Annotated in this window: 22 protein-coding genes and 1 tRNA gene; 9 read left to right on the top strand and 14 right to left on the bottom strand. The window is 64.1% G+C overall.

Going from position 1 to position 25,382, the window contains the following annotated elements; genetic code table 11:
- Window positions 1–19 precede the first annotated feature (19 nt).
- A complete protein-coding gene (locus tag ASE52_RS25985) occupies window positions 20–1,468 on the top strand; it encodes a hypothetical protein (protein ID WP_057223518.1) in 1,449 nt (482 codons plus the stop codon).
- Window positions 1,468–2,460: a hypothetical protein gene (locus tag ASE52_RS02370; protein ID WP_057223516.1), complete on the top strand. Its 993-nt coding sequence runs from the start codon at window positions 1,468–1,470 to the stop codon at window positions 2,458–2,460. Before ASE52_RS25985 ends, ASE52_RS02370 begins: the two co-directional genes overlap by 1 nt.
- Before the next feature lie 223 nt (window positions 2,461–2,683).
- Here ASE52_RS02370 and ASE52_RS02365 read toward each other — a convergent pair whose 3' ends face one another.
- The 4 genes from ASE52_RS02365 to ASE52_RS02350 form a co-directional block, all read right to left on the bottom strand.
- Entirely contained in the window at window positions 2,684–3,667 is a 984-nt protein-coding gene (locus ASE52_RS02365; RefSeq protein ID WP_057225102.1) for a tripartite tricarboxylate transporter substrate binding protein, read from the bottom strand.
- An 80-nt stretch (window positions 3,668–3,747) separates the two neighbouring features.
- Complete coding sequence (locus ASE52_RS02360) at window positions 3,748–4,728, bottom strand: tripartite tricarboxylate transporter substrate binding protein (RefSeq protein WP_057223514.1); 981 nt, start codon at window positions 4,726–4,728, stop codon at window positions 3,748–3,750.
- Window positions 4,729–4,774: 46 nt separating this feature from the next.
- Entirely contained in the window at window positions 4,775–5,755 is a 981-nt protein-coding gene (locus ASE52_RS02355; protein WP_057223513.1) for a hydroxymethylglutaryl-CoA lyase, read from the bottom strand.
- Window positions 5,752–6,957 carry a CoA transferase gene (locus tag ASE52_RS02350; RefSeq protein WP_057223510.1) on the bottom strand — a complete coding sequence of 402 codons (1,206 nt, stop codon included), beginning with the start codon at window positions 6,955–6,957 and terminating at the stop codon, window positions 5,752–5,754. The genes ASE52_RS02355 and ASE52_RS02350 overlap by 4 nt, the downstream gene beginning before the upstream one ends.
- A gap of 136 nt (window positions 6,958–7,093) precedes the next feature.
- On the opposite strand from ASE52_RS02350, the gene ASE52_RS02345 reads away from it, so the two are divergent.
- The 3 genes from ASE52_RS02345 to efp all read left to right on the top strand — a co-directional run bounded on the left by ASE52_RS02345 (window position 7,094) and on the right by efp (window position 9,855).
- On the top strand, window positions 7,094–7,996 hold the full coding sequence (locus tag ASE52_RS02345) for a LysR family transcriptional regulator (RefSeq protein WP_057223508.1): 903 nt from the start codon (window positions 7,094–7,096) through the stop codon (window positions 7,994–7,996).
- Complete coding sequence (earP, locus tag ASE52_RS02340; RefSeq protein WP_057223506.1) at window positions 7,993–9,147, top strand: elongation factor P maturation arginine rhamnosyltransferase EarP; 1,155 nt, start codon at window positions 7,993–7,995, stop codon at window positions 9,145–9,147. Before ASE52_RS02345 ends, earP begins: the two co-directional genes overlap by 4 nt.
- 153 nt (window positions 9,148–9,300) lie before the next feature.
- Window positions 9,301–9,855, top strand: coding sequence for an elongation factor P (gene efp, locus ASE52_RS02335; protein WP_057223504.1), 555 nt, complete (start codon window positions 9,301–9,303; stop codon window positions 9,853–9,855).
- Window positions 9,856–9,984: 129 nt separating this feature from the next.
- Here the strand turns inward: efp and rimO are convergent, their stop codons facing one another.
- From rimO to ASE52_RS02310, 6 genes are all read right to left on the bottom strand, one after another.
- Window positions 9,985–11,376: a 30S ribosomal protein S12 methylthiotransferase RimO gene (gene rimO, locus ASE52_RS02330; RefSeq protein WP_057223501.1), complete on the bottom strand. Its 1,392-nt coding sequence runs from the start codon at window positions 11,374–11,376 to the stop codon at window positions 9,985–9,987.
- A gap of 178 nt (window positions 11,377–11,554) precedes the next feature.
- Window positions 11,555–12,115: a polyhydroxyalkanoate synthesis repressor PhaR gene (gene phaR / locus ASE52_RS02325; RefSeq protein WP_010460875.1), complete on the bottom strand. Its 561-nt coding sequence runs from the start codon at window positions 12,113–12,115 to the stop codon at window positions 11,555–11,557.
- 425 nt (window positions 12,116–12,540) lie between these two features.
- Window positions 12,541–12,693: a hypothetical protein gene (locus ASE52_RS25900; protein ID WP_158004135.1), complete on the bottom strand. Its 153-nt coding sequence runs from the start codon at window positions 12,691–12,693 to the stop codon at window positions 12,541–12,543.
- 642 nt (window positions 12,694–13,335) lie between these two features.
- A tRNA-Val gene (locus ASE52_RS02320) sits at window positions 13,336–13,412 on the bottom strand.
- A gap of 112 nt (window positions 13,413–13,524) precedes the next feature.
- A complete protein-coding gene (locus ASE52_RS02315; protein WP_057223499.1) occupies window positions 13,525–15,738 on the bottom strand; it encodes a bifunctional (p)ppGpp synthetase/guanosine-3',5'-bis(diphosphate) 3'-pyrophosphohydrolase in 2,214 nt (737 codons plus the stop codon).
- On the bottom strand, window positions 15,735–16,706 hold the full coding sequence (locus ASE52_RS02310; RefSeq protein ID WP_057223498.1) for an alpha/beta hydrolase: 972 nt from the start codon (window positions 16,704–16,706) through the stop codon (window positions 15,735–15,737). The genes ASE52_RS02315 and ASE52_RS02310 overlap by 4 nt, the downstream gene beginning before the upstream one ends.
- Window positions 16,707–16,823: 117 nt before the next feature.
- Between ASE52_RS02310 and ASE52_RS02305 the strand changes: the two genes are divergently transcribed.
- Entirely contained in the window at window positions 16,824–17,606 is a 783-nt protein-coding gene (locus tag ASE52_RS02305; protein ID WP_057223495.1) for a 3-hydroxybutyrate dehydrogenase, read from the top strand.
- Between the two features lie 162 nt (window positions 17,607–17,768).
- Here the strand turns inward: ASE52_RS02305 and ASE52_RS02300 are convergent, their stop codons facing one another.
- Window positions 17,769–18,482, bottom strand: a complete 714-nt coding sequence (locus ASE52_RS02300) for an SIMPL domain-containing protein (RefSeq protein WP_057223487.1) — start codon at window positions 18,480–18,482, stop codon at window positions 17,769–17,771.
- A 217-nt stretch (window positions 18,483–18,699) separates the two neighbouring features.
- Between ASE52_RS02300 and ompR the strand changes: the two genes are divergently transcribed.
- Both ompR and ASE52_RS02290 read left to right on the top strand, forming a co-directional pair.
- Entirely contained in the window at window positions 18,700–19,431 is a 732-nt protein-coding gene (gene ompR / locus ASE52_RS02295; RefSeq protein WP_010460834.1) for a two-component system response regulator OmpR, read from the top strand.
- 19 nt (window positions 19,432–19,450) lie between these two features.
- Window positions 19,451–20,989 carry an ATP-binding protein gene (locus ASE52_RS02290; RefSeq protein WP_082606731.1) on the top strand — a complete coding sequence of 513 codons (1,539 nt, stop codon included), beginning with the start codon at window positions 19,451–19,453 and terminating at the stop codon, window positions 20,987–20,989.
- A 102-nt stretch (window positions 20,990–21,091) separates the two neighbouring features.
- Here the strand turns inward: ASE52_RS02290 and gudD are convergent, their stop codons facing one another.
- The 3 genes from gudD to kdgD all read right to left on the bottom strand — a co-directional run bounded on the left by gudD (window position 21,092) and on the right by kdgD (window position 24,459).
- A complete protein-coding gene (gene gudD / locus ASE52_RS02285) occupies window positions 21,092–22,444 on the bottom strand; it encodes a glucarate dehydratase (protein WP_057223485.1) in 1,353 nt (450 codons plus the stop codon).
- Between the two features lie 45 nt (window positions 22,445–22,489).
- Window positions 22,490–23,464, bottom strand: coding sequence for a tripartite tricarboxylate transporter substrate binding protein (locus tag ASE52_RS02280; protein WP_057223483.1), 975 nt, complete (start codon window positions 23,462–23,464; stop codon window positions 22,490–22,492).
- Window positions 23,465–23,547: 83 nt separating this feature from the next.
- Entirely contained in the window at window positions 23,548–24,459 is a 912-nt protein-coding gene (gene kdgD / locus ASE52_RS02275) for a 5-dehydro-4-deoxyglucarate dehydratase (RefSeq protein ID WP_057225101.1), read from the bottom strand.
- A gap of 322 nt (window positions 24,460–24,781) precedes the next feature.
- Here kdgD and ASE52_RS02270 point away from each other — a divergent pair, with 322 nt between their 5' ends.
- On the top strand, window positions 24,782–25,336 hold the full coding sequence (locus tag ASE52_RS02270; protein WP_140426120.1) for a hypothetical protein: 555 nt from the start codon (window positions 24,782–24,784) through the stop codon (window positions 25,334–25,336).
- Window positions 25,337–25,382: the final 46 nt, after the last annotated feature.

Below are 25,382 nucleotides of genomic sequence, written 5' to 3'. Positions count from 1 at the left end.
CGCGCCCTGGCATAGCTTGATGCCGGCCGTCGCCGTGGCCCAGGTGGTGGGCACACCGGCCGGCGTGTTCCCCGTGTTCGGCTTGGTCATGGACCGCCCCGACCCCACCCGTCCCGCTACCATCAAGCCTCACCACCTGCAATATGCCAGCGTGCTGCACCACGAGTGCTATACCGCCCCCGCCAGCCTCGCTGCCAAGATCGGCGACTACGACGCTCAGCTACGCGACTTCCGGGCCAGCGAAGGCCTGCCCGAGATGGACTGGAGCGACTTGATGCTGCAGCGCTTGGCCAATGCCGATGCGCTCAAAGGGGCGGCGTTTCCGCTGCGGCGAGGGTGCAATAGCACCGCGGCACCAAGTCCGTGTAAATTCCCCCCACCTAAAAAGAGAGAGGGAATCATGAGGAAACTCACCATACGCTGGGCGGCTGCCGCTGCCCTGGCTCTGCCATTGTTCGCCGGCCCATGGGGCACCACCGCCTACGCGGGCGATGCCGAGGAGCGCAGCGAAATCGTCGTGCTGTTCGTCAAGAACTATTCGTCGGGCGACTACACCAAGCTGGACGCCTGGTACACCAAGGCACTGCTGGACGATGCACGCATGCCCTCCGGCGTCTACCGCGCCAACCGGATGGTGCGCTCCATCGTAAGCGGATTCGGCGGCGCGTCGCCACTGCCACCGTGCGCCAAGGAGCCTTGCCCGCGCGTCAACGACGCCTTCTGGGTCGAGCACCAGAAACGGGCCCAGGCCTGGCTCAAGCAGAACCCCCAGTCCACCCTTGCGACCATGACCCTGGCCAACGCCTACAGCAGGCAGGCCTGGGCGCACCGGGGCGGCGGCTACGCCAATACCGTGCGCGACGAGGACATGAAGAAATTCCTGGAGCTCAACCAGCAGGCCCTGCGCACCCTGTTCGCGAATGCCGAGTACGGCCGCAAGGACCCCAACTGGTGGTCCGAGCTGCTGACCTACGCGCAGTATGGCCAGGCCAGCCGCCAAGACTATGCCAAGCTGGCCCAGGACGCGATCGCCGCCTTCCCCAAAAACCACGACATCTACTTCACCATCTCGCAAAGCCTGCTGCCGCAATGGGGCGGCAGCTACAAGGCGATTGCTGACCTGGCAGCGCAGGCAGTGGAGAACACTAAGGCCGAACAGGCGCAGACCTTCTACGCCCGCATCTACTGGAACGTGTACTACGGCTTGAACCACCAGGGCGCGGCGGTCTTCACCCGTCCCGACGTGGACTGGCCGCGCATCCGCGCGGGCTTCGAGGACCTGGTCAAGCGCTACCCCGACAACTACAACCTCAACTCGTACGCCCGCCTGGCCTGCGTGGCCGCGCAGGACAAGAAGACTACGGCCGAGGTGCTGCAGCGCATTGGCCAGGACGTGGTGCCCGAAGCCTGGGAAGGCCGCAACGAGTACGTGCGCTGCAAGAGCTGGTCGCAGGGCAACGCTTCGTGATGCGGCGCGCGTCGCTGGCGGTGGCCTACGCCCTGCTCCTGTATCCCGGCACGGCCGACACGAGCCTGGCCCAGCCGAGCTTTCACGACTACATGGACGCCTACCCGCGCCTGCAACGTCAGGAATTCGCCCAGGTCGAAAGCCTGTACGCTACGGCGGTGCAGCAGCCCGCAGCCAAATCCAGCCGCAATGGTGCCGAGTCCTTCTTCAGTGCGCTGCGAGCGCGCAGCGGTGGCGCGGGCGGCAACACGCCCGAGGCCACGGCCGCCTGGGGCCTGGCCCGGCAATGGGTACAGGCATCGCCCAACAGCGTACCGGCCGCCATCTTCCTGGGCCGGCTGGCGGTGCGCGATGCCCCCGCCAACCGCGACTGGGCCGCCCAAGAACGCCAGACCACCGAGGCCATCAAGGCCCTGGACAAAGTGAGAGAGCAAGGCCGCACGGACCCGATGTGGAATTCCACCTACATCGCCCTGCAAACCATGGGCGGCGCGACGCCCGCGCAGACGCTGGCGATGGTCAAGGCCCACCTACCCGCCATGTCAGAACCCGGCGAAATGTTCTTCGAGGATGTGGTGGCCGCGCTCGACCTCAAGAGCACCGATGCCCTTTCCCAGCTAAAGGAGCTATCTGAGCTCGCAGTGCAACGAACGGCCAAAACACAGGGCACGGGAATGCATGCTGTCATCTACCTAGCAGCCTTTCACCACATGCCGGCACTGCGACTCAACCCGTTCAAACCCGGACTCATAGAATGGGAAACGATAGACGCAGCCCTCACCGACCTCAGCAATCAACGTCCGAACTCTATCAACCAAGTTCATCATGCAGCACTGGCTTGCCTTGCCCAGGACCGGAAACGGGCAATTGAATTATTGACCGGACTATTTGAACCCAAGGACATCAACACAGCAATATGGAACTCATGGGGAGGCGAAGTGTTCTACCAACGCTGCAAGGTATGGGCGTATGGGCAACCCGTGCCCACCTGACAGCATCCTCTAGCACTCTGGAGCCAGCAGCAGGGCATAGTCACCAGGAATGCAGCTACACCCCAGTACTCAGGCTTCTCGACCTCCCATCAACGACCGTACAGCTGCACTCGTCACTCGTTGAAACGGCAATACATCTGGAGACAAAGCCATAGGCATATCGAGCCTTATGTCGACTTACAAGGTTACCTCCTTGCCGATCGGCTGGTGTGTGCAATTCCGTTCACTCAGCCTCAATCTTTGAGGTTTTTACCACCGACGCCCAGTTCGCAAGATCGGCCTTCACCTTATCGCCCAGCTGCATCGGGCTCTGGTAGTCCGCCGTGGCCCCCTGCTCCAGTGCCTTCTGCTGGAACGCAGCGCTCTGTACCACGGTGCGGATGTCGGCCGTGAGTTTTTCCACCACGGCCTTGGGCACGGCGGCCGGGGCAAACACGGCAAACCACGAGGTGGCATCGACTCTGGGGTAGCCCGCCTCGGCCGTGGTGGGCACATCGGGCAGGCTGGGCAGGCGCTGCTTGCCCGTCACAGCCAGCACGCGCAGCTTGCTGCTGGCGATGTGGGGCATGAAGGGCGGTGCAGTGCCAAAGGTCAGGTCCACCTGGCCGCCCAGCAGGTCCTGCAGCGCGGGGCCCGTGCCTTTGTAGGGCACGTGGACCATCTTGATGGCGCCTTGCTGCTCCAGCATGGCACCCGTGACATGCTGCAACGATCCATTGCCCGACGAAGCGTAGTTGAGCTTGCCGGGATTGGCCTTGGCATAAGCGATGAGTTCAGCCAGCGTCTTCACCGGCAGGTCGTTGCGCACCACGATGATCTGCGGAGCCGAGATGACATTGGCCACAGGCTGGAAGTCGCTCTGCTCCCACTGCTTTTGTTTGGTGATGTGGGGCGAGATGACGTGGTAGCCCGAGTACTGCATGAGCAGCGTGTAGCCATCGGCCTCGGCCCGCTTGACGGCGCTGGCCGCGATGTTGCCGTTGCCCCCGCCCTTGTTGTCTGCGATGACCGATTGGCCCAGCACCGGCGCAAGCGCCTGCGCCAGCATGCGGGCCGACAGGTCGGTAGTGCCACCGGCGGCGGTGGGCACCACCAGGGTCACATTCTTGGACGGGTAGGCGCCCTGCGCCGCTGCGTGGCCGATGAAGCTGATGGTGGCCAGTGCGGCAAGGGCCAGGGTGGTGAACTGCTTGCGGGTGGTTTTCATGAAAGCGATGTCTCCGTCGTTGTCGTTGTTGTCAAAAATCTGAGTAGCGAGAAGCAAAAAGGCGCAGAGAAAGCTCCTGGTCAATCCACCGTCGCGCCCGTGTCCTTGACTACACGGCTCCACTTGGGCAGGTCGGACTGCACCAGCGCGGCCAGCTGCGCCGCCGTGCCCTTGAAGGGCTCGCAGCCCACGGTGGCCAGCTTGTCCACCACGTCCTTGTGCTCCAGCGCACGGGCCACCTCGGCCTGCAACTGCGCCACGATCTGCGCGGGTGTGCCGGCCGGGGCAAACAGCGCATACCAGGGCGCCTGGCCAAAGCCCTTGATCGTCTCGCCAATCGTGGGCGCGTCGGGCAGCGCGGCCACACGCTTTTCGTTGACCACGCCCAGCACCTTGAGCTTGCCCGCCTTGATGAAGGCAATGGCCGACGGCAGGCTTTGCACCGACAGCGGCACTTGCCCACCCACCACATCGGTGGCGGCTGCGGCCGAACCCTTGTAGGGGATGTGCTGCAGCTGGATGCCTGCCGCCTTCTGCAGCATCTCGCCAATAAGGTGGTTCAGCGTGCCGTTGCCCGCCGAGGCAATCGAATATTTGCCGGGGCTGGCCTTGGCCAAAGCCACCATTTCGGCCACGGTGTTAGCCGGGAAGGATGGATGCGCCACCAGCACATAGCCCGCCGTGGCCACGGGCGCCACGGGTGCGAAGTCCTTGACCGGATCGAACCCCGGGTTCTTGTACAGCGCAGGGCCGATCACATGGGCGCTGTCGGCCGTGAGCAGCAGGGTGTAGCCATCATTGCGCGCGCGGGCCGTGGCGCCGGTGGCCAGCGTGCCGCCCGCGCCAGGGCGATTGTCCACGATCACGCTCTGGCCCAGCTGCTCGCTGAGTTTTTGCGCCACCACGCGCGCAATGGCGTCGTTGGCGCCACCCGCAGCCTGGGGCACCACCACGGTGATGGGCTTGGAGGGGTATTTGTCCTGCGCGCCCGCAGCCAAAGCAGCAGAGCTCAGCACGGCGGCGGTAAAGATGCGGCGGGACAGCGTCGTTTGAAATGTCATGGCTTTTGTCTCCTGGTGTTATGTATGAATGCAGGCTCGCCCGCATTCAGCGGGCAAGCGCCCTTTCGCGGATCGCCTCGAAATCGGCAGGCACCGGATGCAGCGCCAGGCGCGGACCCGCCTTGGCAATCTGGCTGGGGATATCGTGGCCGATCAACGCAGGCAGTTGCTGCGCCGCCGCCACCAGTTGTGCCAAGTCCACCCCGGTGTCATAGCCCATCAGCGCCAGCGCATGCACGATCTCCTCGCTGCACACATTGCCGCTGGCGCCCGGCGCATAGGGACAGCCGCCCAAGCCGCCCAGCGAGGCATCGAACCGATCCGCACCTGCGCCAATGGCCGCCAGCACATTGGCCAGCCCCATGCCGCGCGTGTTGTGGAAATGCAGGGTGAACTCCACCCCCTGCCAGGGTGCGCGGGCCGCCGCCGTGAGCTGGTGCACCTGCGTGGGGTAGGCCATGCCCGTGGTGTCGCACAGCGTGATGCCACGCACACCCAAGTCCACAAAGCGCTGCACCCAGCCGAACACGTCGGCCTGGGCCACATCGCCCTCCATCGGGCAGCCGAACACGCAGGACAGCGACACATTCACCGCCACGTTGGCGCCCTGCGCCAAGGCCACCACTTGCGCCAACGCCGCGAACGACTGCTCCTGCGTCATGCGCAGGTTGGCCAGGTTGTGGGTGGCGCTGACCGACATCACCAGATTCAACTCGTCCGTGCGCGACTCGATGGCGCGCTCTGCACCGCGCAGGTTGGGCACCAGCGCGGTGTAGACCGTGCCAGGGCGGCGCGTGATCTCGCGCATCACGATCTCGGCGTCTTTCAGCGCGGGGATGGCCGTGGGCGACGTGAACGAGGTCACCTCGATCTTGGCCAGACCCGCCGCCGACAGTGCGTTGCACAGCGCGATCTTGTCGGCCGTGGGTACAAAGGCCTTTTCCATCTGCAGACCGTCGCGCAGGCCGACTTCCTGCATGTGGATGCGGTGGCCTGCGCCCTGCCACACCGTGTTGGATGCACTCATTGAATCACCCCTTTGCTGCGCAACAGCGCAATCTGCTCTGCCGTCAAACCCGCCTCGGCCAGCACCGCATCCGTGTCGTCGCCCAGGTGCGGCGCGCTGCTGCGGATGCTGCCCGGCGTGGCCGAGAGCTTGGGCACGATGCCGGGCACTTCCACGCTGTAGCCATCGCGCGTCTGCTGGGTCAGCAGCATGTCGCGGGCGCGGTAGTGCGGGTCTTCGGCAATGTCTTTGGCGGTGTAGACCTTGCCCGCAGGCACGCGGGCGGCGCCCAATGCCTCCAGCACCTGCTGCACGGTGCGCTGTGCGCTCCAGGCGCCAATCGCTGCGTCGATCTCTTCCACACGCGCCACGCGGCCGGTGTTGTTGGCGAGGTCCGGCGCAGTGCCCAGGTCGGGCCGGCCGATGGCATCCATCAACCGCTTGAAAATGCTGTCGCCATTGCCCGCCACCAGCACCCAGCCGCCCTGGCAGGGGTAGGCGTTGCTCGGTGCAATGCCCGGCAGCGCGCTGCCTGCGGCCTCGCGCACGGCGCCGAAGGCGCTGTACTCAGGGATCAGGCTTTCCATCACATTGAACACGGCCTCGTGCAGCGCCACGTCGATCACCTGGCCTTTGCCACCGTTGACCTTGCGGTGGTACAGCGCCGTGAGTACGCCGATGGTGCCGTGCAGTGCCGCGAGCGTGTCACCAATCGAGACACCGACGCGCACCGGCACGCGGCCGGGCTCGCCCGTCAGGTGGCGCAGGCCGCCCATGGCTTCGCCGATGGCACCAAAACCCGGCAGGTCGCGGTACGGCCCCGTCTGGCCGTAGCCAGAGATGCGCAGCATCACGAGGCCGGGGTTGAGTTGGTGCAGCTCCTCGGGCGACATGCCCCAGCCTTCCAGCGTGCCGGGGCGAAAGTTCTCGACCAGCACATCGGCTTCTGCAATCAGCTGGCGAGCGATGTCCTGCCCCTCCTTTTGCCGCAGGTCCAGCGCCACCGAGCGCTTGTTGCGCGACTGCACCTGCCACCAAACGGAGGTGCCTTCCTTGATGAGGCGCCAGTTGCGCAATGGGTCACCGGTCTCTGGGGCCTCGATCTTGATCACGTCGGCGCCAAACTCGCCCAGCGTCTTGCCGCAGAACGGCCCGGCGATGAGCTGGCCCATTTCGATGACACGCACGCCTTGCAGTGCGGCGGGGGAAGCAATGGAATCCATGGAAATGTGTGTCTCCTGCAGGCCTCGCACAGAGGCGGTTCGGTGCGAATCATGCGCAGCACGCGCGGCGCCGTAAATCGCTCAAGCACGAAGCTGCCATCGCAAACCGGCATGGCGGGGGTAACATCCACGATCCATGAAACTCGACCCCGTCTCCCTGCGCCTGTTTGTGGCCGTCATGGAAGAAAACACCATCGCCGCCGCCGCCGCGCGCGAGCACCTGGCCGCCTCGGCCGTGAGCCGCCGCCTGGCCGACCTGGAAGACGCGCTGCAGGTGGCGCTGTTCACCCGCAGCAACAAAGGCACCGAGCCTACCGCCGCCGCCTTTGCGTTGCTGAACCTGGCGCGTGGCGTGCTCAACGACCTGGACGGCATCGCCACGCAGATGCGCGAATACGGCACCGGCGTGCGCGGCCATGTGCGCGTGGTGGCCAACATCTCGGCCATTACGCAGTTTCTGCCGGCCGAGCTGCAGAGCTTTCTGGCGCAACACCCGCAGGTGGACGTGCGTCTGCAGGAGCAGATCAGCACCTCAATAGCCCATTCAGTGGCCGAGAACGCGGCCGACGTGGGCATCCTCAATGAAGGCCACTACGGCGAACGCGTGACGCTGCTGCCCTACCGCACCGACGAGCTGGTGCTGGTGGTGCCCACCGGCCACGCGCTGGCACGGCGCAAGTCCGTGCGGCTGGCAGACGCCCTGCCCTTCGACTTTGTGGGCGTACACCCGGGCAGCGCCATCAACAACCAGCTGACCCGCGCGGCGTCCGAGGCGGGCCTGCCACTGCGCCTGCGCATGCAGGTCACCAGCTACGACGCGCTGTGCCTGATGGTTAACGCCGGCCTGGGCGTGGGGGTGATGCCCCGTGGCAGCGCCGCGCTGTACCAGGGCACGCTGGCCATCCGCACCATTACGCTGAACGAGCCGTGGGCGCAGCGGCGGCTGGCGCTGTGTGTGCGGTCCGAAGAATCGCTCTCCAGCGTCGCCCGGCTGCTGGTGGAGCACCTGCGCTCGCAGCCACCGGCGCCCTCCCCATGAACCATCCTCTGCCGCCCCTGCAGTGGGATGTGTTCTGCCGCGTGATCGACAACTTTGGCGACATCGGCGTGTGCTGGCGCCTGGTGGCGCAGCTGGCCGCACGGGGTCACCGCGTGCGTCTGTGGGTGGATGATGCCTCGGCCCTGCAGTGGATGGCGCCCACAGGCTGCCCGGGTGTGGAGCTGCGCGCCTGGGGTTCGCCACCGCCAGGCCCCGATGAGGCACCGCCCGATGTGATGGTCGAGGCCTTCGGTTGTGATATTGCTCCTGATTTCATAGCTTATAGCGCTTACCAATCAAGCGCCAAAGGCCAAGAAGACCGAAAACCTCTCTGGGTCAACCTGGAATACCTGTCGGCCGAAAGCTACGTGGAGCGCCATCACAAGCTGTCCTCGCTGCTCTCGTCCGGCCCCGGCGCAGGCTGGACACGCTGGTTCTTCTACCCGGGCTTCACGCCCGCCACGGGCGGCTTGCTGCGCGAGCACGACCTGATGGCGCGGCGGGAGGCGTTTGACCGCAGCGCCTGGCGCGCAAAGCACGCGTCGGCGTTCGGGCTGGGCGATGGTGGCCCAGAGCAGCGCTGGGTTTCGCTGTTCTGCTACGAACCCGCCGCCCTGCCTGAGCTGTTGTGGCGCTGCCAGGCACAGCCCACGCAGTTGCTGGTGACACCGGGCCGCCCCACGGCCGCCGTGCGGGCAGCGCTGGCGGAGCACGGCGTCCAAAATATGAAACAAATTGGCCACCAGCGCTTATCTGGCGGGCGCGAGCAGCTATTGATTTCATACCTCCCTCCCCGCCCCCAGCCCGCGTTTGACGAGATGTTGTGGGCCTGCGACTTCAATGCCGTGCGTGGCGAAGACTCGCTGGTGCGTGCGCTCTGGGCCGGGCAGGCGCTGGTCTGGCAGATCTACCCGCAGCACGACAACGCCCACCACGACAAGCTCTGGGCGTTTCTGGACTGGCTGCAGGCCCCCGCGTCCCTTCGGCAATTCCACGCCACCTGGAACGGGCTGGACACCGCGCCGCTGCAATGGCCCGGCGACGACACCCTGGCCGAGTGGACGGCATGCATTCAGGCTGCCCGCGCGCGCCTGGTGACGCAGGACAACCTCGTCGCACAACTTTTGGGCTTTGTCGCCGAAAAACGGTAAAATCCGAGGCTTTGCGCAAAACAGGTACGGCATGTCAGTGCCCCCACCCCGCGCATTCCCGCCGCGGAACATGCATCGGCAGGGCAAACCAGCAGATCCATCCGCCAGTTTGCCGGCCCGTGCGTTGAGCGGCCCCAACCCAAGCAACATGCTATGAAAATCGCTCAAGAAATCCGCGCCGGCAACGTCATCATGCACGGCAAGGACCCCATGGTCGTCCTGAAGACCGAATACGCCCGCGGCGGCCGCGGTGCCGCCACCGTGCGTATGAAGCTCAAGAGCCTGATCGGCAACTTCGGCACGGAAAACGTGTTCAAGGCCGACGACAAGATCGACAACGTGATCCTGGACAAGAAGGAGTGCACTTACTCCTATTTCGCCGACCCCATGTATGTCTGCATGGACACCGAGTTCAACCAGTACGAAGTCGAAGCCGAGAACATGGGCGACGCACTGAACTACCTGGAAGACGGCATGTCTCTGGAAGTGGTGTTCTATGACGGCAAGGCCATCTCGGTCGAACTGCCCACCAGCGTCGAGCGCGAAATCACCTGGACGGAACCTGCCGTCAAGGGTGACACGTCCGGCAAGGTGCTCAAGCCCGCCAAGATCGCCACCGGCTTCGAAGTGCCTGTGCCCCTGTTCGTCAGCCAAGGCGACAAGATCGAAATCGACACCCGCACCGGCGAATACCGCAAGCGCGTGTAATTCCCCCTGTGCAGTTCTCCCTGTCGGGAGAACGCCCACAAAAAAGGCTTCCCCAGGGAAGCCTTTTTTATTGATTTTGGCCGCCAGCGCTTATTTACAAAGCGCTTGCAGCTATCAATTACATAGCAATCAGATGGGTTGCGCCACCAGATCGTGCCCCCGCACGCCCACGATGCGGGCCTTGGTGAACTCGCCCACCTTCATGGTCTTGCTGATCTTCTCAGGCGGCAGCAGCTGCACGGTCCCGTCGATCTCGGGCGCATCGGCATAAGTGCGACCCACGCCCCCCTTGCGGCCCAGGCCTGGGGCGGAATCGACCAGCACCTGCATGGTGGCGCCCACGCGGCGCTGCAGCTTGGCAATCGACACTTCTTCGGCCACGGCCATGAAGCGGGCGCGGCGTTCCTCGCGCACTGCCATGGGCAGCATGCCAGGCAGCTCGTTGGCGGCGGCACCGCTCACATCACTGTAGGCGAAACAGCCGGCACGGTCGATCTGCGCCTCGCGCACGAAGTCCAGGAGGTGCGCAAATTCTTCTTCCGTCTCACCGGGGAAGCCGGCGATGAAGGTGCTGCGGATGACCAGCTCGGGGCAGACCTCGCGCCAGCGCTGAATGCGCTCCAGGTTGCGCTCGCCGCTGGCGGGGCGCTTCATGCGCTTCAAGACATCGGGGTGGCTGTGTTGCAGCGGCACATCCAGGTAGGGCAGCACGCGGCCCGTTGCCATCAGGGGCAGCACGTCGTCCACGCTCGGGTAGGGGTACACGTAGTGCAGGCGTACCCAGGCGCCGTAGGGCTCGGCAATCTCGCCCAGGGTCTGCACCAGCTCCAGCATGCGCGTCTTCACAGGCTTGCCGTCCCAGAAGCCGGTGCGGTACTTCACGTCCACACCGTAGGCAGACGTGTCCTGGCTGATCACCAGCAGCTCCTTCACGCCGCCTTCGAACAAGGCCTTGGCCTCGCTGAGCACATCGCCGATGGGGCGCGACACGAGGTCGCCGCGCATCGACGGGATGATGCAGAAGGTGCAGCGGTGGTTGCAGCCCTCGCTGATCTTGAGATAGGCGTAGTGCTTGGGCGTGAGCTTGATGCCGGCAATGCCAAAGCCGCCGGGCACCAGATCGATAAAGGGGTCGTGCGGCTTGGGAAGGTTCAGGTGGACGGCGTCCATCACCTCCTGCGTGGCATGCGGACCGGTCACGGCCAGCACGCTGGGGTGCATCTTGCGCACCATGTTGCCACCGTCTTCAACGGTGCGTGCACCCAGGCAGCCAGTGACGATGACCCGGCCGTTCTCGGCCAGCGCCTCGCCAATCGTGTCCAGGCTTTCCTTGACGGCGTCGTCAATGAAACCGCAGGTGTTGACGATGACCAGGTCTGCACCGTGGAACGTCTTGGAGGTTTCGTAACCCTCGGCGCTCAGTTGCGTGAGGATCAGTTCGGAATCGGTCAGCGCCTTAGGGCAGCCCAGGCTGACAAATCCGACTTTGGGTGTTTTCGTGGGGGACAGTACTTCGCTCATATCCCGTATTGTCCCAGTTCCGGCGTTGAACCGTGGGTTTGCCCCTTCACCGCAGTGATTACCGCGCCTTGCAGACCCAGAAAAGAGCACGATCAAAGCCAGTGCCGCCATGCAAGGGCCGCCCCGCCGCACGGACGGCGCCCCCTTTGGGAGGAGAAGCCGCGAAGCGACCCTGTGGTTACCTTTTTAAGCCAAAAGCGCCCAACATCTGCTCCGTCTGCTTTTGCATCTGCTCCTGCATTTGCGTGAGCATGGACTGCGACTGCTCCACATAGTTGCCCATCATGCCCTTGAGCATAGGCGACTGCAGGTTCATGAACTGCGCCCACATCTCCGGCGTCACGCTTTGTGACTGCTCGGCCAGCTTGGCCTGCACGTCGGTGAAGGCCTGCACGTTTTTCTCGAGATAGGCGCCCATGAAGCCCTGCATGGCGTGGCCATAAAAACGGATGATGTTGGCCAAGACAGCCTCGGTAAACATCGGCGCGCCACCGGCCTCTTCTTCCAGAATGATCTGCAGCAAGATGCTGCGTGTGAGGTCTTCCCCTGTCTTGGCGTCGCGCACCACCACCTGCTGGTTGGCCATGACAAGCTGGCGCACTTCGGCCAGGGTGATGTAGGTGGATGTGTCTGTGTCATACAGACGGCGATTGGGGTACTTCTTGATGACACGCTGGACCGACTTGGATGCAGCGCTTTTCTGTTCGGACACAACGAACTCCTCGGGCTCAGAACCCATGTATTGCAGTGCAGCACATTCTAGGGAGAGTGCGCCACGGCAGCGGCAAAGGAATACCCTGATCGTGGACTGAAAGCTGCTGTCGCGGCCGCGACAGCAGCTTTTCGCGCGGCGTTGCGGCAGCGCGTGTCGACTTGAAGGTTTTCATGACTGCTCGGCGGCGTCACCAAGGAAAAATCGCCTGCTCGGCGCAGTGACTGCCCCTGGCGCTCAAGCGCCAACAAGGAGAGCTTCGGTGTTATTTGTGTTCGACAGGCCACGGGCCCTGCAAATGCGCCTGCTTCCACCGGCCCACTCTGCCCACGCCCTAAAGATCCACACACTCGTCAGGCCTAGTCCCATCCAAGGTGAGCAATGCAAGCGCCCAATAGAGCTGCGCTTCATGCCACACCTGCGAGGCAACTGACCCGCCCGCGCTCGCTCACTCAATACCCCATCTTGAAATACGCCACCACCAGCACTGCCATGGTGGAGGCCACCGCAGCAAGCCAGAAGACCCGAATGTCGTACATGCCAAGTTCAGGATCGGTGTCGACAAAACCTTGCTGGACTCTCGAAGAACTGGCTGAAGTTTTCATGATTGCGCCCCTTCTCTTTGAAGCCCCAAGTTAACGCGGCCCCGAATCTCTTCGTGTCAGACAAAAACCAATCTATCAACTTACACAGGGGCACTTCTCTGCCTGGTCCTTTCGCCTATCCCAGGGACACAAGCAAGCAATGGCACTTTCGGGGTCAGGAAAGAAAACGATGCTCGTAGGCAGGAAAACGAGCAACGATGACCCCTGCGTCTTTTGAGGCTTGAAAGGTGATGACAAGATTGCCGGCGAACGCGTGACTGAGCCGACAGTGGTCGCACCCGCGAAATTGGTGCACGAGGCACCATCAGCGCTCAAGATCAAGCCCGCCTGGGGCCGGGACCCAACGAGTGCGGCTTGATAGACCGACAGCATCCGGCACGAAACACTGGATGTTTGCCAAACTAGGACACTTTCCGCCGGCCCCCCTCGGCGGACTCCTGCCTGGATGCACACCAACGAGCACATGCCGCAGCCTCTTCCAAGCTCAAGCGTTACGCAGCCTGTTTCAGGCAATAGTTGAAGGGCGGGAGAAGCAAAGGCAGAGGCTATGCTGAGCCACAAAAAAGACAACCGGCTCAGGGCCGGTTGTCTTCATCAATTTCCCGCATGCTTTGAGACTGGTTGATCTCAAGCGGAAGAATTTGGTAGGCGCGATTGGACTCGAACCAACGACCCCCACCATGTCAAGGTGGTGCTCTAACCAGCTGAGCTACGCGCCTGTCGTTGTTTAGCTTTCAATTATAGCCATAAAAATCGAGGCTCCATTCAAAATAGAACACTACATGGCAAAGACTGCCGGCGGCGCGCTGCCCATCCCCCTGAAGCAGAAATTCAGCGCCTGCGCGCGGAGCGCACTCCAGACACACCAGCCACAATGCCCAGCACCTTGTTCAGGCGGCCCGAGTCAGCCACTTCCACGGTGAAGGTCATCCACGCCGTGCCTTTCACCGATTGGGTCTGCACGCCAATCACATTGGTCTTCTCGCGCGCAAACACTTCGGAGATGTCGCGCAGCAGGCCCTGGCGGTCGGCGGCTTCCACAGCGACGTCCACGGGGTACACGGCCGCAACCGCCGCCGATTTGGAGGCACCCCACTCCACCTCGATGACGCGCTCGCCGCTGCGTGCCGCCATTTCCCGAAAGTTGCTGCAGTCGGCCCGGTGCACGCTCACGCCCTTGCCACGCGTGACAAACCCACGGATCAGATCAGGGGGAGCGGGTTTGCAGCACTTGGCCAGCTGGGTCATCAGCGAATCGATGCCCACCACCAGCACCCCGCCCTTGGGGGCGGCATCGTTGGTGCGTGTCTTCTTGAGCAGCAGGTAGTCGTCGGGTTGCAGGACCGGCTCGGGCGGGCGCAGCACCGTTTCGATGTTGCGCAGCGAGAACTCGTCCTTGCCCACCACTTCAAACAAAGCATCGGCGGACTTGAAGCCCAGCTGCACCGCCAGGTCATCCAGTTTGACGGAGGTCTTGCCCTCGCGCTGCAGCAGCTTTTCAACCGCCTCGCGGCCACGGGCCACGGTTTCATGGGTGGCCTGGGCGTTGAACCAGGCGCGCACCTTCGCCTTGGCGCGGTTGCTGGTGAGGTAGCCCAGCTCGGCATTGAGCCAATCGCGCGAGGGACGGCCTTCCTTGACGGTGGAAATCTCCACCGTCTGCCCGTTTTGCAGCGGTGTGTTGAGCGGCACCATCGCGCCGTCCACCCGGGCGCCCCGGCAGCGGTGCCCCACACTGGTGTGCACTGCATAGGCAAAGTCCACCGGTGTCGCGCCCTGCGGCAGCTCCACCACGGCGGCGTCCGGGGTCAGCACATAGATGCGGTCTTCAAACAGGCCCCGGTTGGGCAAGGCGCCCGAGAGATCGCGCTCCCAGGCCAGCAACTGGCGCAGCACCGCAATCTTGGCGTCGTATTCGCCCGTGGCCGAAACCCCTGCATAGCCCTTGCTGCCCGCCTCCTTGTAGGCCCAGTGCGCAGCAACGCCATGTTCGGCATGGTCGTGCATGGCCTGGGTGCGGATCTGGATCTCGATGGGTTTGCCGTGGTCGTCGCGCACGATGGTGTGCAGCGACTGGTAGCCGTTGGGCTTGGGCTTGGCGATGTAGTCGTCAAACTCTTCCACGATGGGCTTGAACTGCTCATGCACCCAGCTCAGGGCGGCATAGCAGTCCTTCACTGTGGGCACCACCACGCGCAGCGCACGGATGTCGAACACTTGGTCAAAGTTGAGCGACTTGCCGCGCATCTTCTTGACGATGCTGTAGATGTGCTTGGGGCGCCCCTGCACGCTGGCACTGATGCTGCGCGCGCGCAGGTCAGCTTCGAGCCGGGCGCGCAGCTGCTCCATGTAGACCTCGCGCTCGCCGCGCTTTTCATCCAGCAGGCGGGCCACTTCCTTGTAGGTGTCGGGCTCCAGGAAGCGGAACGACAAGTCTTCCAGTTCCCACTTGACCTGCCAGATGCCCAGGCGGTTGGCCAGCGGCGCAAACACCTGCAGCGACTCGCGCGCCAGGCTGGGCGATACCGGGCGTTTGCTCGCCGCATGAAAGCGCAGCGTCTGCAGGCGCGAGGCTAGGCGCAGCATCACCACACGCAGGTCGCGCGAGAAAGCGAGCAGCATCTTGCGCACGTTCTCGGTCTGCACAGCAGGGTCTTCCAGGTGCTCGGCGGTGCGGGCCTGCTGCTGCACGCGCATGAGCTTGGTGGTCTCTACCGCCAGTGCTGCAAAATTTGCGCCGAAGGCCTTGGCAATCACCTCTTCGGGCTTGTTCAGGTGGATGCATGCATGCACCAGATAGCTGGCGGCCTGCATGGCCTCCGAGCCGCCAATGCCCTTGAGGATGGCAGCCACGGCATCAGCGTGGGCCAGCGTGTTTTCGCCGGAATCCAGCGTTTCGCCGGCCATCAGGGGTTCAGCAAAGGCTCGCGCACGCGACAGCGCGTTCACCTGCTCGGGCAGCGTGTGCGCGGTGGCGGCAATGAGCTGGGGGACGGCGTCGGTCTGAGGGGTATGGGACGCCTGTGCGGGAGGGTAGGTTTTCATCCGGCCACAGCACCTTCCGCCGCCAGCAGGAAGCCCGTGACCGCAGCCAGCTGATCGGCCGCCACCAGCGTGGGCGCATGCCCCACGCCTTCAAATTCGACCACTTGCGCGCGGGGCCCACGCTGCGCCATGGCCAAAGCGGTTTCACGCGACAGCAGGTCCGACTGCGCACCGCGCAGCAACAGGGTGCGCGCCGTGATGTGGTCATACAGCTGCCACAGCATGGCCTCGCCCGCCACCGCAGACTCTTGCGTCAATGTCTTGAACGGTACAGCGATGGCGGGGTCATAGTGCAGCGTGATGCCGCCACCGGCAGCTTCCGGCAGCGTGCGCACCATGGCGCGCGACAAATCCAGCCACTGCTCGGGCGTGTGGGGGCCAAAACTGGCGGAAATGGCCCACATGGCGTCGGCCGCCTGCTGCAGCGATTCAAACCGCGCCAGTTGCCCCAGGTACAAGCCGATGCGCTGCAGGGCCTCCCACTGAATGACGGGGCCCACGTCGTTCAGCACCAGCCTGCGCACCGGCACCGGCAAGGGCAAACCTGGCTGCCCCACGATGGCCAAGCCGATCAGCCCGCCCATGCTGGTACCCACCCAGTCGAGGGTGGTGATAAGCGCTTGCTGGTGCAGTTGGGCCAGCAGGGCCAGCATGTCGGCGGCGTACTGGGGAATCTGGTAACCCATCGGGTCGGCAAGCCAATCGCTCTGGCCGCGCCCGACCACGTCGGGGCAGATCACACGGGCATGCTGGCTCAACGCACGCGCCAGGGTGTCGAAGTCGCGCCCCTGGCGCGAGAGGCCATGCATACAGACCACCACATGGGGATGCGCCGGGTTGCCCGTGGCATTCCACTCCCAATACGCCATGCGGTGGTGTGTAGCCTCAGATGTGGAAGAGTTACCGGAAGACACCACAGGCGCCCCGGGGCCAGGGCACAGTACGTAGTTCAGCGTAGGTTCAATCATGGGTGCGAAATCCGGGGGGCAGCGCTTGATAATGCAAGTGAAAGTCGGCTCGCATCGCCAGGCCATGCAAGCCGACTTTTCCTTGCGTTGCATCGTAATTCATTCGGAGAGACTCTCATGCTGAAAGGCAAAACTGCACTCGTCACCGGCTCCACCAGCGGCATTGGCCTTGGCATCGCCAAGGCGCTGGCCCGCCAGGGTGCCAACATCGTGCTCAATGGCTTTGGTGATGTGGATGGCCCCCGCGCCGAGGTGTTGGCGGCTGGCGAAGCTGCTGGTGCCAAAGTGGCCTACCACGGTGCGGACATGAGCCGCGTGTCCGACATCGAAGACATGATGAAGTACAGCGCCGCGCAGTTTGGGCGCGTGGACATTCTGGTGAACAACGCAGGCATCCAGCACGTGGCCAATGTGGAGGACTTCCCCGTGGAACGCTGGGACTCGGTGATCGCCATCAACCTCACAAGCGCCTTCCACACCTCGCGCCTGGCGCTGCCGGCCATGAAAATCGCCGACTGGGGCCGCATCATCAACCTGGCTTCGGTGCACGGCCTGGTGGGCTCGGCACAGAAGGCCGCGTACGTGGCGGCCAAACATGGCATCGTGGGTCTGACCAAGGTCACCGCGTTGGAGAACGCCACCAGCGGCGTGACCTGCAACGCCATCTGCCCCGGCTGGGTGCTGACACCCCTGGTACAAAAGCAGGTGGATGCCAAGGCGGCCGAACACGGCCTGTCGAACGAAGACGCCAAAAAACTGCTGCTGGGCGAAAAGGAGCCCTCCATGCAGTTCACCACGCCCGAAGAACTGGGCGAACTGGCCGTGTTCTTCTGCTCCCCCGCAGCCAACAATGTGCGTGGCGTGGCATGGAACATGGACGGCGGCTGGGCAGCGCAGTGAAGGCAACAACCCCCTGAGCGGCTGCGCCGCATACGCGGCTTGGCGGCCCTTGCGCGGCACCTGCTGGGCGGGGACGTGCCAGTTCAGGCGCCGCAGGAAGCTACAAAATTGATAGCTACCAGCACTTATCGAATAAGCGCTGGAGGCCAATTTTTCTAAAAATCAGCGCATCTGTACGGAACCCGACACGTTCACGATAACCTGGGCCTTGCCCGCCTCGACCGGCACGGCGGAATCGGAGAACGAGCCCGCCTTGGCCTCCATGGCCATCATGCGCGGACGGGGGCCAGGCACCATCTCGTTGCTGTTCACCGCCACCTCGCGCAGGCTGTAGTTGCTGAAACCAAAACCCTTGGCCAGCTCGGCAGCGCGGGCCTTGAACTGCTCGATGGCCTGGGTCTGGGCCTCGCCCTCCACCTTGGCCCGGGCCTCGCGCGACAGGCCGAAAGCCACATTGCTGATGGCCAGAGTCTGGATCTTGCCGGCCGTGGCCGTAATGCGCGCGAAGTCGCGGCCTTCCAGCACCAGCTCGGCACGGCCCTGCCAGCCGTTGATCTTCCCGTCCTTGCCATAGCGCGGGTACAGCCCGAACGGGCCGGTACGCACATCCAGCTGGCCCGGCTGGGCGTTGCGCTTGGCTTCGGCCAGGGCCGCGTCCAGCGCCTGCTTGAGTTGTGCCTGCACCGTGGCAGCGTCGGTGGCTTCCTTGCTGGTAGCCAGATTGAGCACCAGCAGGTCCTGCTGCACTTCCACCGTGCCCGTGGCCGACAACTGAACGATGTTGCGCAGTTCGGTGGTTGGTGAATTTTGTGCAAAAGAGGCTCCAGCGCATGCAATCAATGCGCTGACAGCTATCAATTTAGTAGTAATTTTCATCACAAAGGTGTCCTTGATATCGGTGCACGGTCCGGGGCCGGGCCATGCGGGGCACCACCTTAACCGCACTGCCCGCCCACTGCGATGAAGCCCCTCCACCGCGCGTGCGAAGCTGGGCAAAACTTGTAACAGTTGGTCAAACCCACCCCCAAAACCCGAACTTCGGCGTTCCAAGTGGTCAGAATCGGCTCTGTTACAAATTGGACTTGGGATCAAGATGGCCACAACAACCAATCGCACCGACAAAGTTCTAGTGGTGGACGACGATGCACGAATCCGTGATCTGCTGCGCCGCTACCTCACGCAGGAAGGCTTTGAAGTCATGGTCGCCGAAGACGGCAAGGCGCTCAACCGCCTGCTGCTGCGCGAGACCGTGGACATCATCGTGCTGGACCTGATGATGCCGGGCGAAGACGGCCTGTCCATTTGCCGCCGCCTGCGTGCCGCCAATGACCGGACGCCCATCATCATGCTCACCGCCAAGGGCGAGGACGTGGACCGCATCGTGGGCCTGGAAGTGGGTGCCGACGACTACCTGGGCAAGCCGTTCAACCCCCGCGAACTGCTCGCGCGCATCCACGCTGTGCTGCGCCGCCGCCCCGCGCAGGAAGCGCCTGGCGCACCGTCGGGCGACAACGAGGTCGTGACCTTCGGCCCCTTTACCTTCGACCTGGGCACCCGCGCACTGCAGCGCAATGGCGAAGAGTTGCCCCTGACCACTGGCGAATTTGCCATGCTCAAGGCGTTGGTACGCCACCCGCGCCAGCCCCTGTCGCGCGAAAAGCTGGCCCTGCTGGCCCGTGGCCGCGAGTTCGAACCGTTTGACCGCAGCCTGGACGTGCAGGTCTCGCGCCTGCGCAAGCTGGTGGAAGTGGATGCAGCCGCACCGCGCTACATCCAGACCGTGTGGGGAGTGGGCTACGTGTTCGTGCCGGACGGAACCAGCTGACCGATCTCTCCTTGCCTGTATGCACAATTCCGACGGCAATCCGAGGTCGAGATCATCATCGTTCCGGCAGTCCGTGACCGCTTCCCCCGACGCCACCAGCCCCGCCCCTCTGGAGTCCTTGAGACAGGCTCGGGAGCAGCGGGCGCGTGTGGGCCTCAATCTCTTCTGGCGCACTTTCTTTCTGCTGGCACTGCTGCTGGTGGGCAGCATTCTGGCGTGGCTGCAAACTTTGCGGGCGCTGGAGTTCGAACCGCGCACCCTCCACACCGCGCAGCAGATCGCATCGCTGGTAAACCTGAGCCGCGCGGCGCTGGTGCATTCCGACGCCATTGCCCGCGTGTCGCTCATCAAGACCATGGCCGACCAGGAAGGCGTGCGCATCCTGCCGCGTGAACCACGCGACAAGTTCGAGCTGCTGGAGGGCACGGCCCTGGGCAACCGCCTGACCGACGAACTCACGCAACGCCTGGGGCCCGACACCATCGTGGCGCAAAACGTGAATGGAGAAACCGGCCTGTGGGTCGGCTTCAACATCAATGGCGACCCCAACTGGCTGCTGATGGACCGTTCACGCTTCAGCCCGGCGGGCGGCCGCACCTGGCTGATCTGGCTGATCACGGCGGGGGCGCTGTCATTGGCTGGCGCTGCGGCCATTGCACGGCTGATCAACCGGCCGCTCAAGCAACTCTCTTACGCCGCCAACCGCGTCAAGGACGGCGACTTTGCAGCCAGTCACCTCGACGAAGAAGTGGTGACCAGCGAAATCCGAGAAGTGAATATCGGCTTCAACCGCATGGCACAAAAACTGGCCAAGCTGGAGCAAGACCGCGCCGTGATGCTGGCTGGCATTTCGCACGACCTGCGCACGCCGCTTGCCCGCCTGCGGCTGGAAACCGAGATGAGCGTGACCGATGAAGTGGCGCGCGAGCACATGGTGGCCGACATCGTTCAGCTTGATGCCACGATCGACAAGTTCCTCGACTACGCACGGCCCGACCACGTCACGCTGACACCCGTCAACCTGCATGCCGTGGTGTCGTCTTGCGTCTATGCCGTGCAAGACCATCGGGAACTGCAGATCACGATGTCCGTGCCCGAAGACCTCAATGTGCTGGCCGACGAAGTGGAACTGGCCCGCGTCATCTCCAACCTGCTTGAGAACGCGCGGCGCTACGGCAAGGCCGAGGACACGGGTATCACCAACGTGGACATTGCCGCCAAAGGCCGCGAGAACTGGGTGCTGATCAAGCTGCGCGACCATGGCCCCGGCGTGCCGCCGGAGCAATTGTCGAATCTCACCAAGCCCTTCTTTCGCGGTGACTCTGCTCGCACCGCAGCGGCAGGCGCGGGGCTGGGGCTTTCCATCGTGGACAAGACCGTGCAGCGCATGGGCGGCATCTTTGCGCTGGCCAACTCCAGCACGGGCGGCCTGGTGGCCCACCTGCAACTGCAGCGCGCCACCGACTTGCCCGATGGCGCGGACCCCAAGCAGAGACTGCAGCGGCCCTCCATCAAACGCCAGTTGCCCCGACGCCGGGCCGAAGACCGGACAGCCTGAGCGCTCAGCTGCCGCGAACCACCACCCAGCAAAAAGCCCCGTCCGTCGGGGCTTTTTGATTTGGTGGGGTCGTTCCCCATCCGCACGGCTAAACCGCGAAGTTCACCGCACCATGCAAGGCGCCTTGTTGTTGAACTTCCATCCAGGGATCAGGTACTGCATGGCGACCGCATCGTCGCGTGCGCCCAGCCCGTGCTCCAGGTACAGGCGGTGGGCCCGCTCGACCTCGTCCATGTCCAGCTCCACGCCCAGGCCGGGCTTCTTGGGCAGCTGGATGAAGCCGTCCTTGATCTGGAACGGCTCCTTGGTCAGGCGCTCACCGTCCTGCCAGATCCAGTGCGTGTCAATCGCCGTCACACGCCCCGGCGCGGCGGCGCCCACGTGCGTGAACATGGCCAGCGAGACGTCGAAATGGTTGTTGGAATGCGAGCCCCAGGTCAGGCCGAAGGCCTGGCACATCTGCGCCACGCGCACCGAGCCAGCCATGGTCCAGAAGTGCGGATCGGCCAGCGGGATGTCCACCGACTGCAGGGCCAGGCTGTGGGCCATTTCGCGCCAGTCGGTGGCCACCATGTTGGTGGCGGTGGGCAGGCCTGTGGCGCGGCGGAACTCGGCCATCACCTCACGGCCCGAGAACACGCCTTCGGCGCCGCAGGGGTCTTCGGCATAGGCCATCACGCCGTGCAGGTCGCGCGTGATGCGCACCGCATCTTTCAGCAGCCAGCCGCCGTTGGGGTCCAGCGTCACGCGCGCCTCCGGGAAGCGCTCGTGCAGCGCGCGGATGGCCTCGACCTCTTCCTCGCCACGCAGCACGCCGCCCTTGAGCTTGAAGTCGGCAAAGCCATAGCGCTCGTACGCGGCTTCGGCCAGGCGCACGATGCCGTCGGCCGTCATGGCCTTCTCGTTGCGCAGGCGAAACCAGTCGTTGTCGGCACCGGGCTCGGTACGGTAGGCCAGATCGGTCTTTTCGCGGTCGCCCACGTAGAACAGATACCCCAGCATCTGCACCGCATCGCGCTGCACGCCATCGCCCAGCAGCGCGGCCACGGGCACGTTCAGGTGCTGGCCCAGCAGGTCCAGGAAGGCCGACTCCACCGCCGTCACGGCGTGGATGGTGATGCGCAGGTCGAAGGTCTGCAGGCCGCGCCCGCCCGCATCGCGGTCGGCGAACTGGGCGCGCATGGCGTTGAGCACGGCGTTGTGGTGGCCGATGGGCCGGCCCACGATCAGCGGGCGCGCGTCCTCGATGGTCTGGCGGATCTTCTCGCCGCCAGGCACCTCGCCCACCCCGGTGTTGCCCGCGCTGTCGCGCAGGATGATCAGGTTGCGCGTGAAGAAGGGGCCGTGCGCACCGCTCAGGTTCATGAGCATGCTGTCGTGGCCCGCCACGGGCACCACGCGCAGCTCGGTGACGACGGGGGTGCTGGTGACCAACGGTGTAGAAGAGGTGTTCATGGTGTCGAGAATCAGGTTGGAAGGCGAAGGCGCCTCATGGAGAAATCAGTCGGCAGTGATCTTGCGGGTTTCGATGACCGTCTTCCAGCGCGCGAACTCACGTGCCTGGTAGGCGGTGAAGGCTTCGGGCGTGCTGGCCACGATCTCCAGGCCCTGGTCGAGCATGCGCTTCTTCACCGCAGGGTCGTTCATGGCGGCGACGGCAGCGTCCGACAGCTTCTTCTTGAGTGCAGGCGGCAGGCCCTTGGGCGCGGCCATGCCCTGCCACGAGTAGACCTCGGCACCGGCCACACCCGCCTCGGCCAGGGTCGGCACGTCGGGCAGCACGGGGCTGCGCTTGTCGCCGGTGACGGCAATCGCATGCAGCTTGCCGGCGCGGATGTGCTGCAGCACCGCATTCACGTTCTGGAACGAGAACTCCACCTGCCCGCCCAGCAGGTCGTTGATGGCCGGTGCGCCGCCCTTGTAGGGGATGTGCAGGCCTTCGGTGCCGCTCTGCTGCCAGAACACTTCGGCCGAGAGGTGGTCCGACGAGCCATTGCCCGAGCTCGCAAAGCTCACCTTGCCGGGGTTGGCCTTGAGCTGGGCGAGCACCTCTTTCACGGTGCGGGCCTTCTGATTGGGCGCTGCCACCAGCACGTTGGGCGCCTGCACGGGCACGGTGATGTAGTCGAAATCCTTGAGCGCGTCATAAGGCACGCTCTTGAGCAGGTGCGGCGCCACAACGAAGGCCCCGAGCGAGGACACCAGCAGTGTGTAGCCATCGGGCGCGGCGCGCTTGACCGCACCGGCACCCAGCGTGCCCGTGGCACCGGGGCGGTTGTCCACCACGAAGCTCTGGCCCAGCTTCTCGCCCATTTGCAGGGCCATGGCGCGGGCCACCATGTCGGTGGAGCCACCGGCCGGGAACGGCACGACGATGGTCACGGGCTTTTCGGGCCAGGGGGTGGTCTGTGCCGTTGCGGCAAAAGCCAGGGTGCAGGCGCTGGCAAGCAGCAGCAGGTGTTTCTTGACGAACATGGTGGATGTCTCCGGAGGTGGTGGTGTCGTTGCGGTAGCCCTCTGCGGGGCCTTGGGGGTTTGCGTGGGGCAGAGAGTCGCGCTTACTGCGGACCCAGCTTTGCAATGAGCGCCTTGAGCTGCTCCATCTCGGCAGGCTTCAGGTCCGTCAGCGGCGCGCGCACAGGCCCTGCGTCGTGGCCCACCAGCTTGGCGCCCGCCTTGATGATGCTCACGCCATAGCCTTCCACCTTGTTGCGGATGTCCAGGTAGGGCATGAAGAACTCCTTGAGCAGCTTGTGCTGCGTGGCCATGTCGTCGGCCGCCACCGCCTTGTAGAAGTCCATCGCCGTCTTGGGGATGAAGTTGAACACCGCCGACGAGTACACCGGCGTGCCCAGCGCCTTGTACGCTGCCGCATACACCTCGGCCGTGGGCAGCCCGCCCAGGTAAGAGAAGCGGTCACCCATCTTCATGAAGATCGAGGACATGGTCTCGATGTTGCCCACGCCATCCTTGAAGCCGATCAGGTTAGGGCAGCGCTCGGCCAGGATGGCCAGCGAATTGGCCGTGAGCTTTGTGCGGTCGCGGTTGTAGACGATCACACCGAACTTCACGCTGTTGCAGACCGCAGCCACATGCTCGATCAAACCTTCCTGGCCGGCTTCGGTCAGGTAGTGGGGCAAGAGCAGGATGCCGTGGGCGCCCAGGCGCTCGGCCTCCTGGGCATGGGCGATGGCCGTGCGCGTGGGGCCGCCGGCACCGGCAATGATGGGCACCTTGCCGCGGCAGGTATCCACGGCGGTCTTGATGACCTGGCCGTACTCGGGGCCGGACAGCGAGAAGTACTCGCCCGTGCCGCCGGCGGCGAACAGGGCGCTGGCGCCGTAGGGGGCCAGCCACTCCAGGCGCTCGATGTAGGTCTTGGGGCGGAATTCACCCTGCTCGTCGAAGTCCGTGATGGGGAAGGACAGCAGGCCGGAGCCCATGATGGATTTGAGTTCTTGCGGGTTCATGGTCATTCATTCAGATCAACAGGTCAGGGGTCACAAACGAACGGGAACCAACGCAATAGAACCGGTTCCGCGAAAATCAAGAGGTCATACAAGCCGCTTATCCCAGGAGCCTGGGCACGTAAACAGCCTCTGAACCTCATTTCAGAACCTGTTAGCAACAGCAGATATGCCAAATGTTAACGTTAACAAATTAATCAAGCATAGTGGATAACCCTATGTCATGCGACAACTAAAGCCATGCCGGTGGCTCGTTCATGGGGCTTTCGCGTGATCGGGCCTGCGGTCTGCGTTACGCTCGGCTTGAATCAGCACACCCCAGCCCATGAGCATCCACACACAGTTCTCCCTTCTCAGATTGCAAGGCGAACCTCTGCCGCAGGACCTTGCGGTCCTTCTCCTGCATCAGGAGGAACTGCAGCGCCGTACGGGCGTCCGGATGAGCGCAGAGCCCCAGTGGACGCCGTGGCTGGACACCAGCTACCTGACTGAAGCCGAGCGGGCTGACCCCGAGATTGCGGCAAACATCCGGGCCATTGCCGAGGTCTGCCGCCACGTTGCCTTTGTGGTGGCCGATGATGAAGGCAACTATTTTGGCTACTGGCGTGGGCCGTCGTTGAAGCCCATTGCTGAAAGCGTGGTGGTGCAACTGGACAGCGAAGGGCAGTTCTCGGTGTGCGGAACTGCAAACATCGCTGGCGCCATCCTGACCCAGTGCTGCTACGGCGGGACATTCGACGAGACCCGCCAGTGGTTCCTGCGTCTGGGCCTGACCGCCCTGCCCACTTACCCCTATGACCTTGGCAATCCGCAGGTCACGCCCACTCCGACCGCCTTGCACCAACAATTGTTCGAGGCCTATCTGCACGAAGTCAGGTAGCTCCACAACGCAAGGGGGCGTTTTCCGAAACACCCTGGTGGCCACC

It is taken from the genome of Acidovorax sp. Root275, assembly GCF_001428965.1.
GTDB classification, from domain to species: domain Bacteria; phylum Pseudomonadota; class Gammaproteobacteria; order Burkholderiales; family Burkholderiaceae_C; genus Acidovorax; species Acidovorax radicis.
The sequence above is the reverse complement of the archived record's forward strand: the minus strand, read 5'-3'. Positions and strand labels throughout refer to the sequence as shown.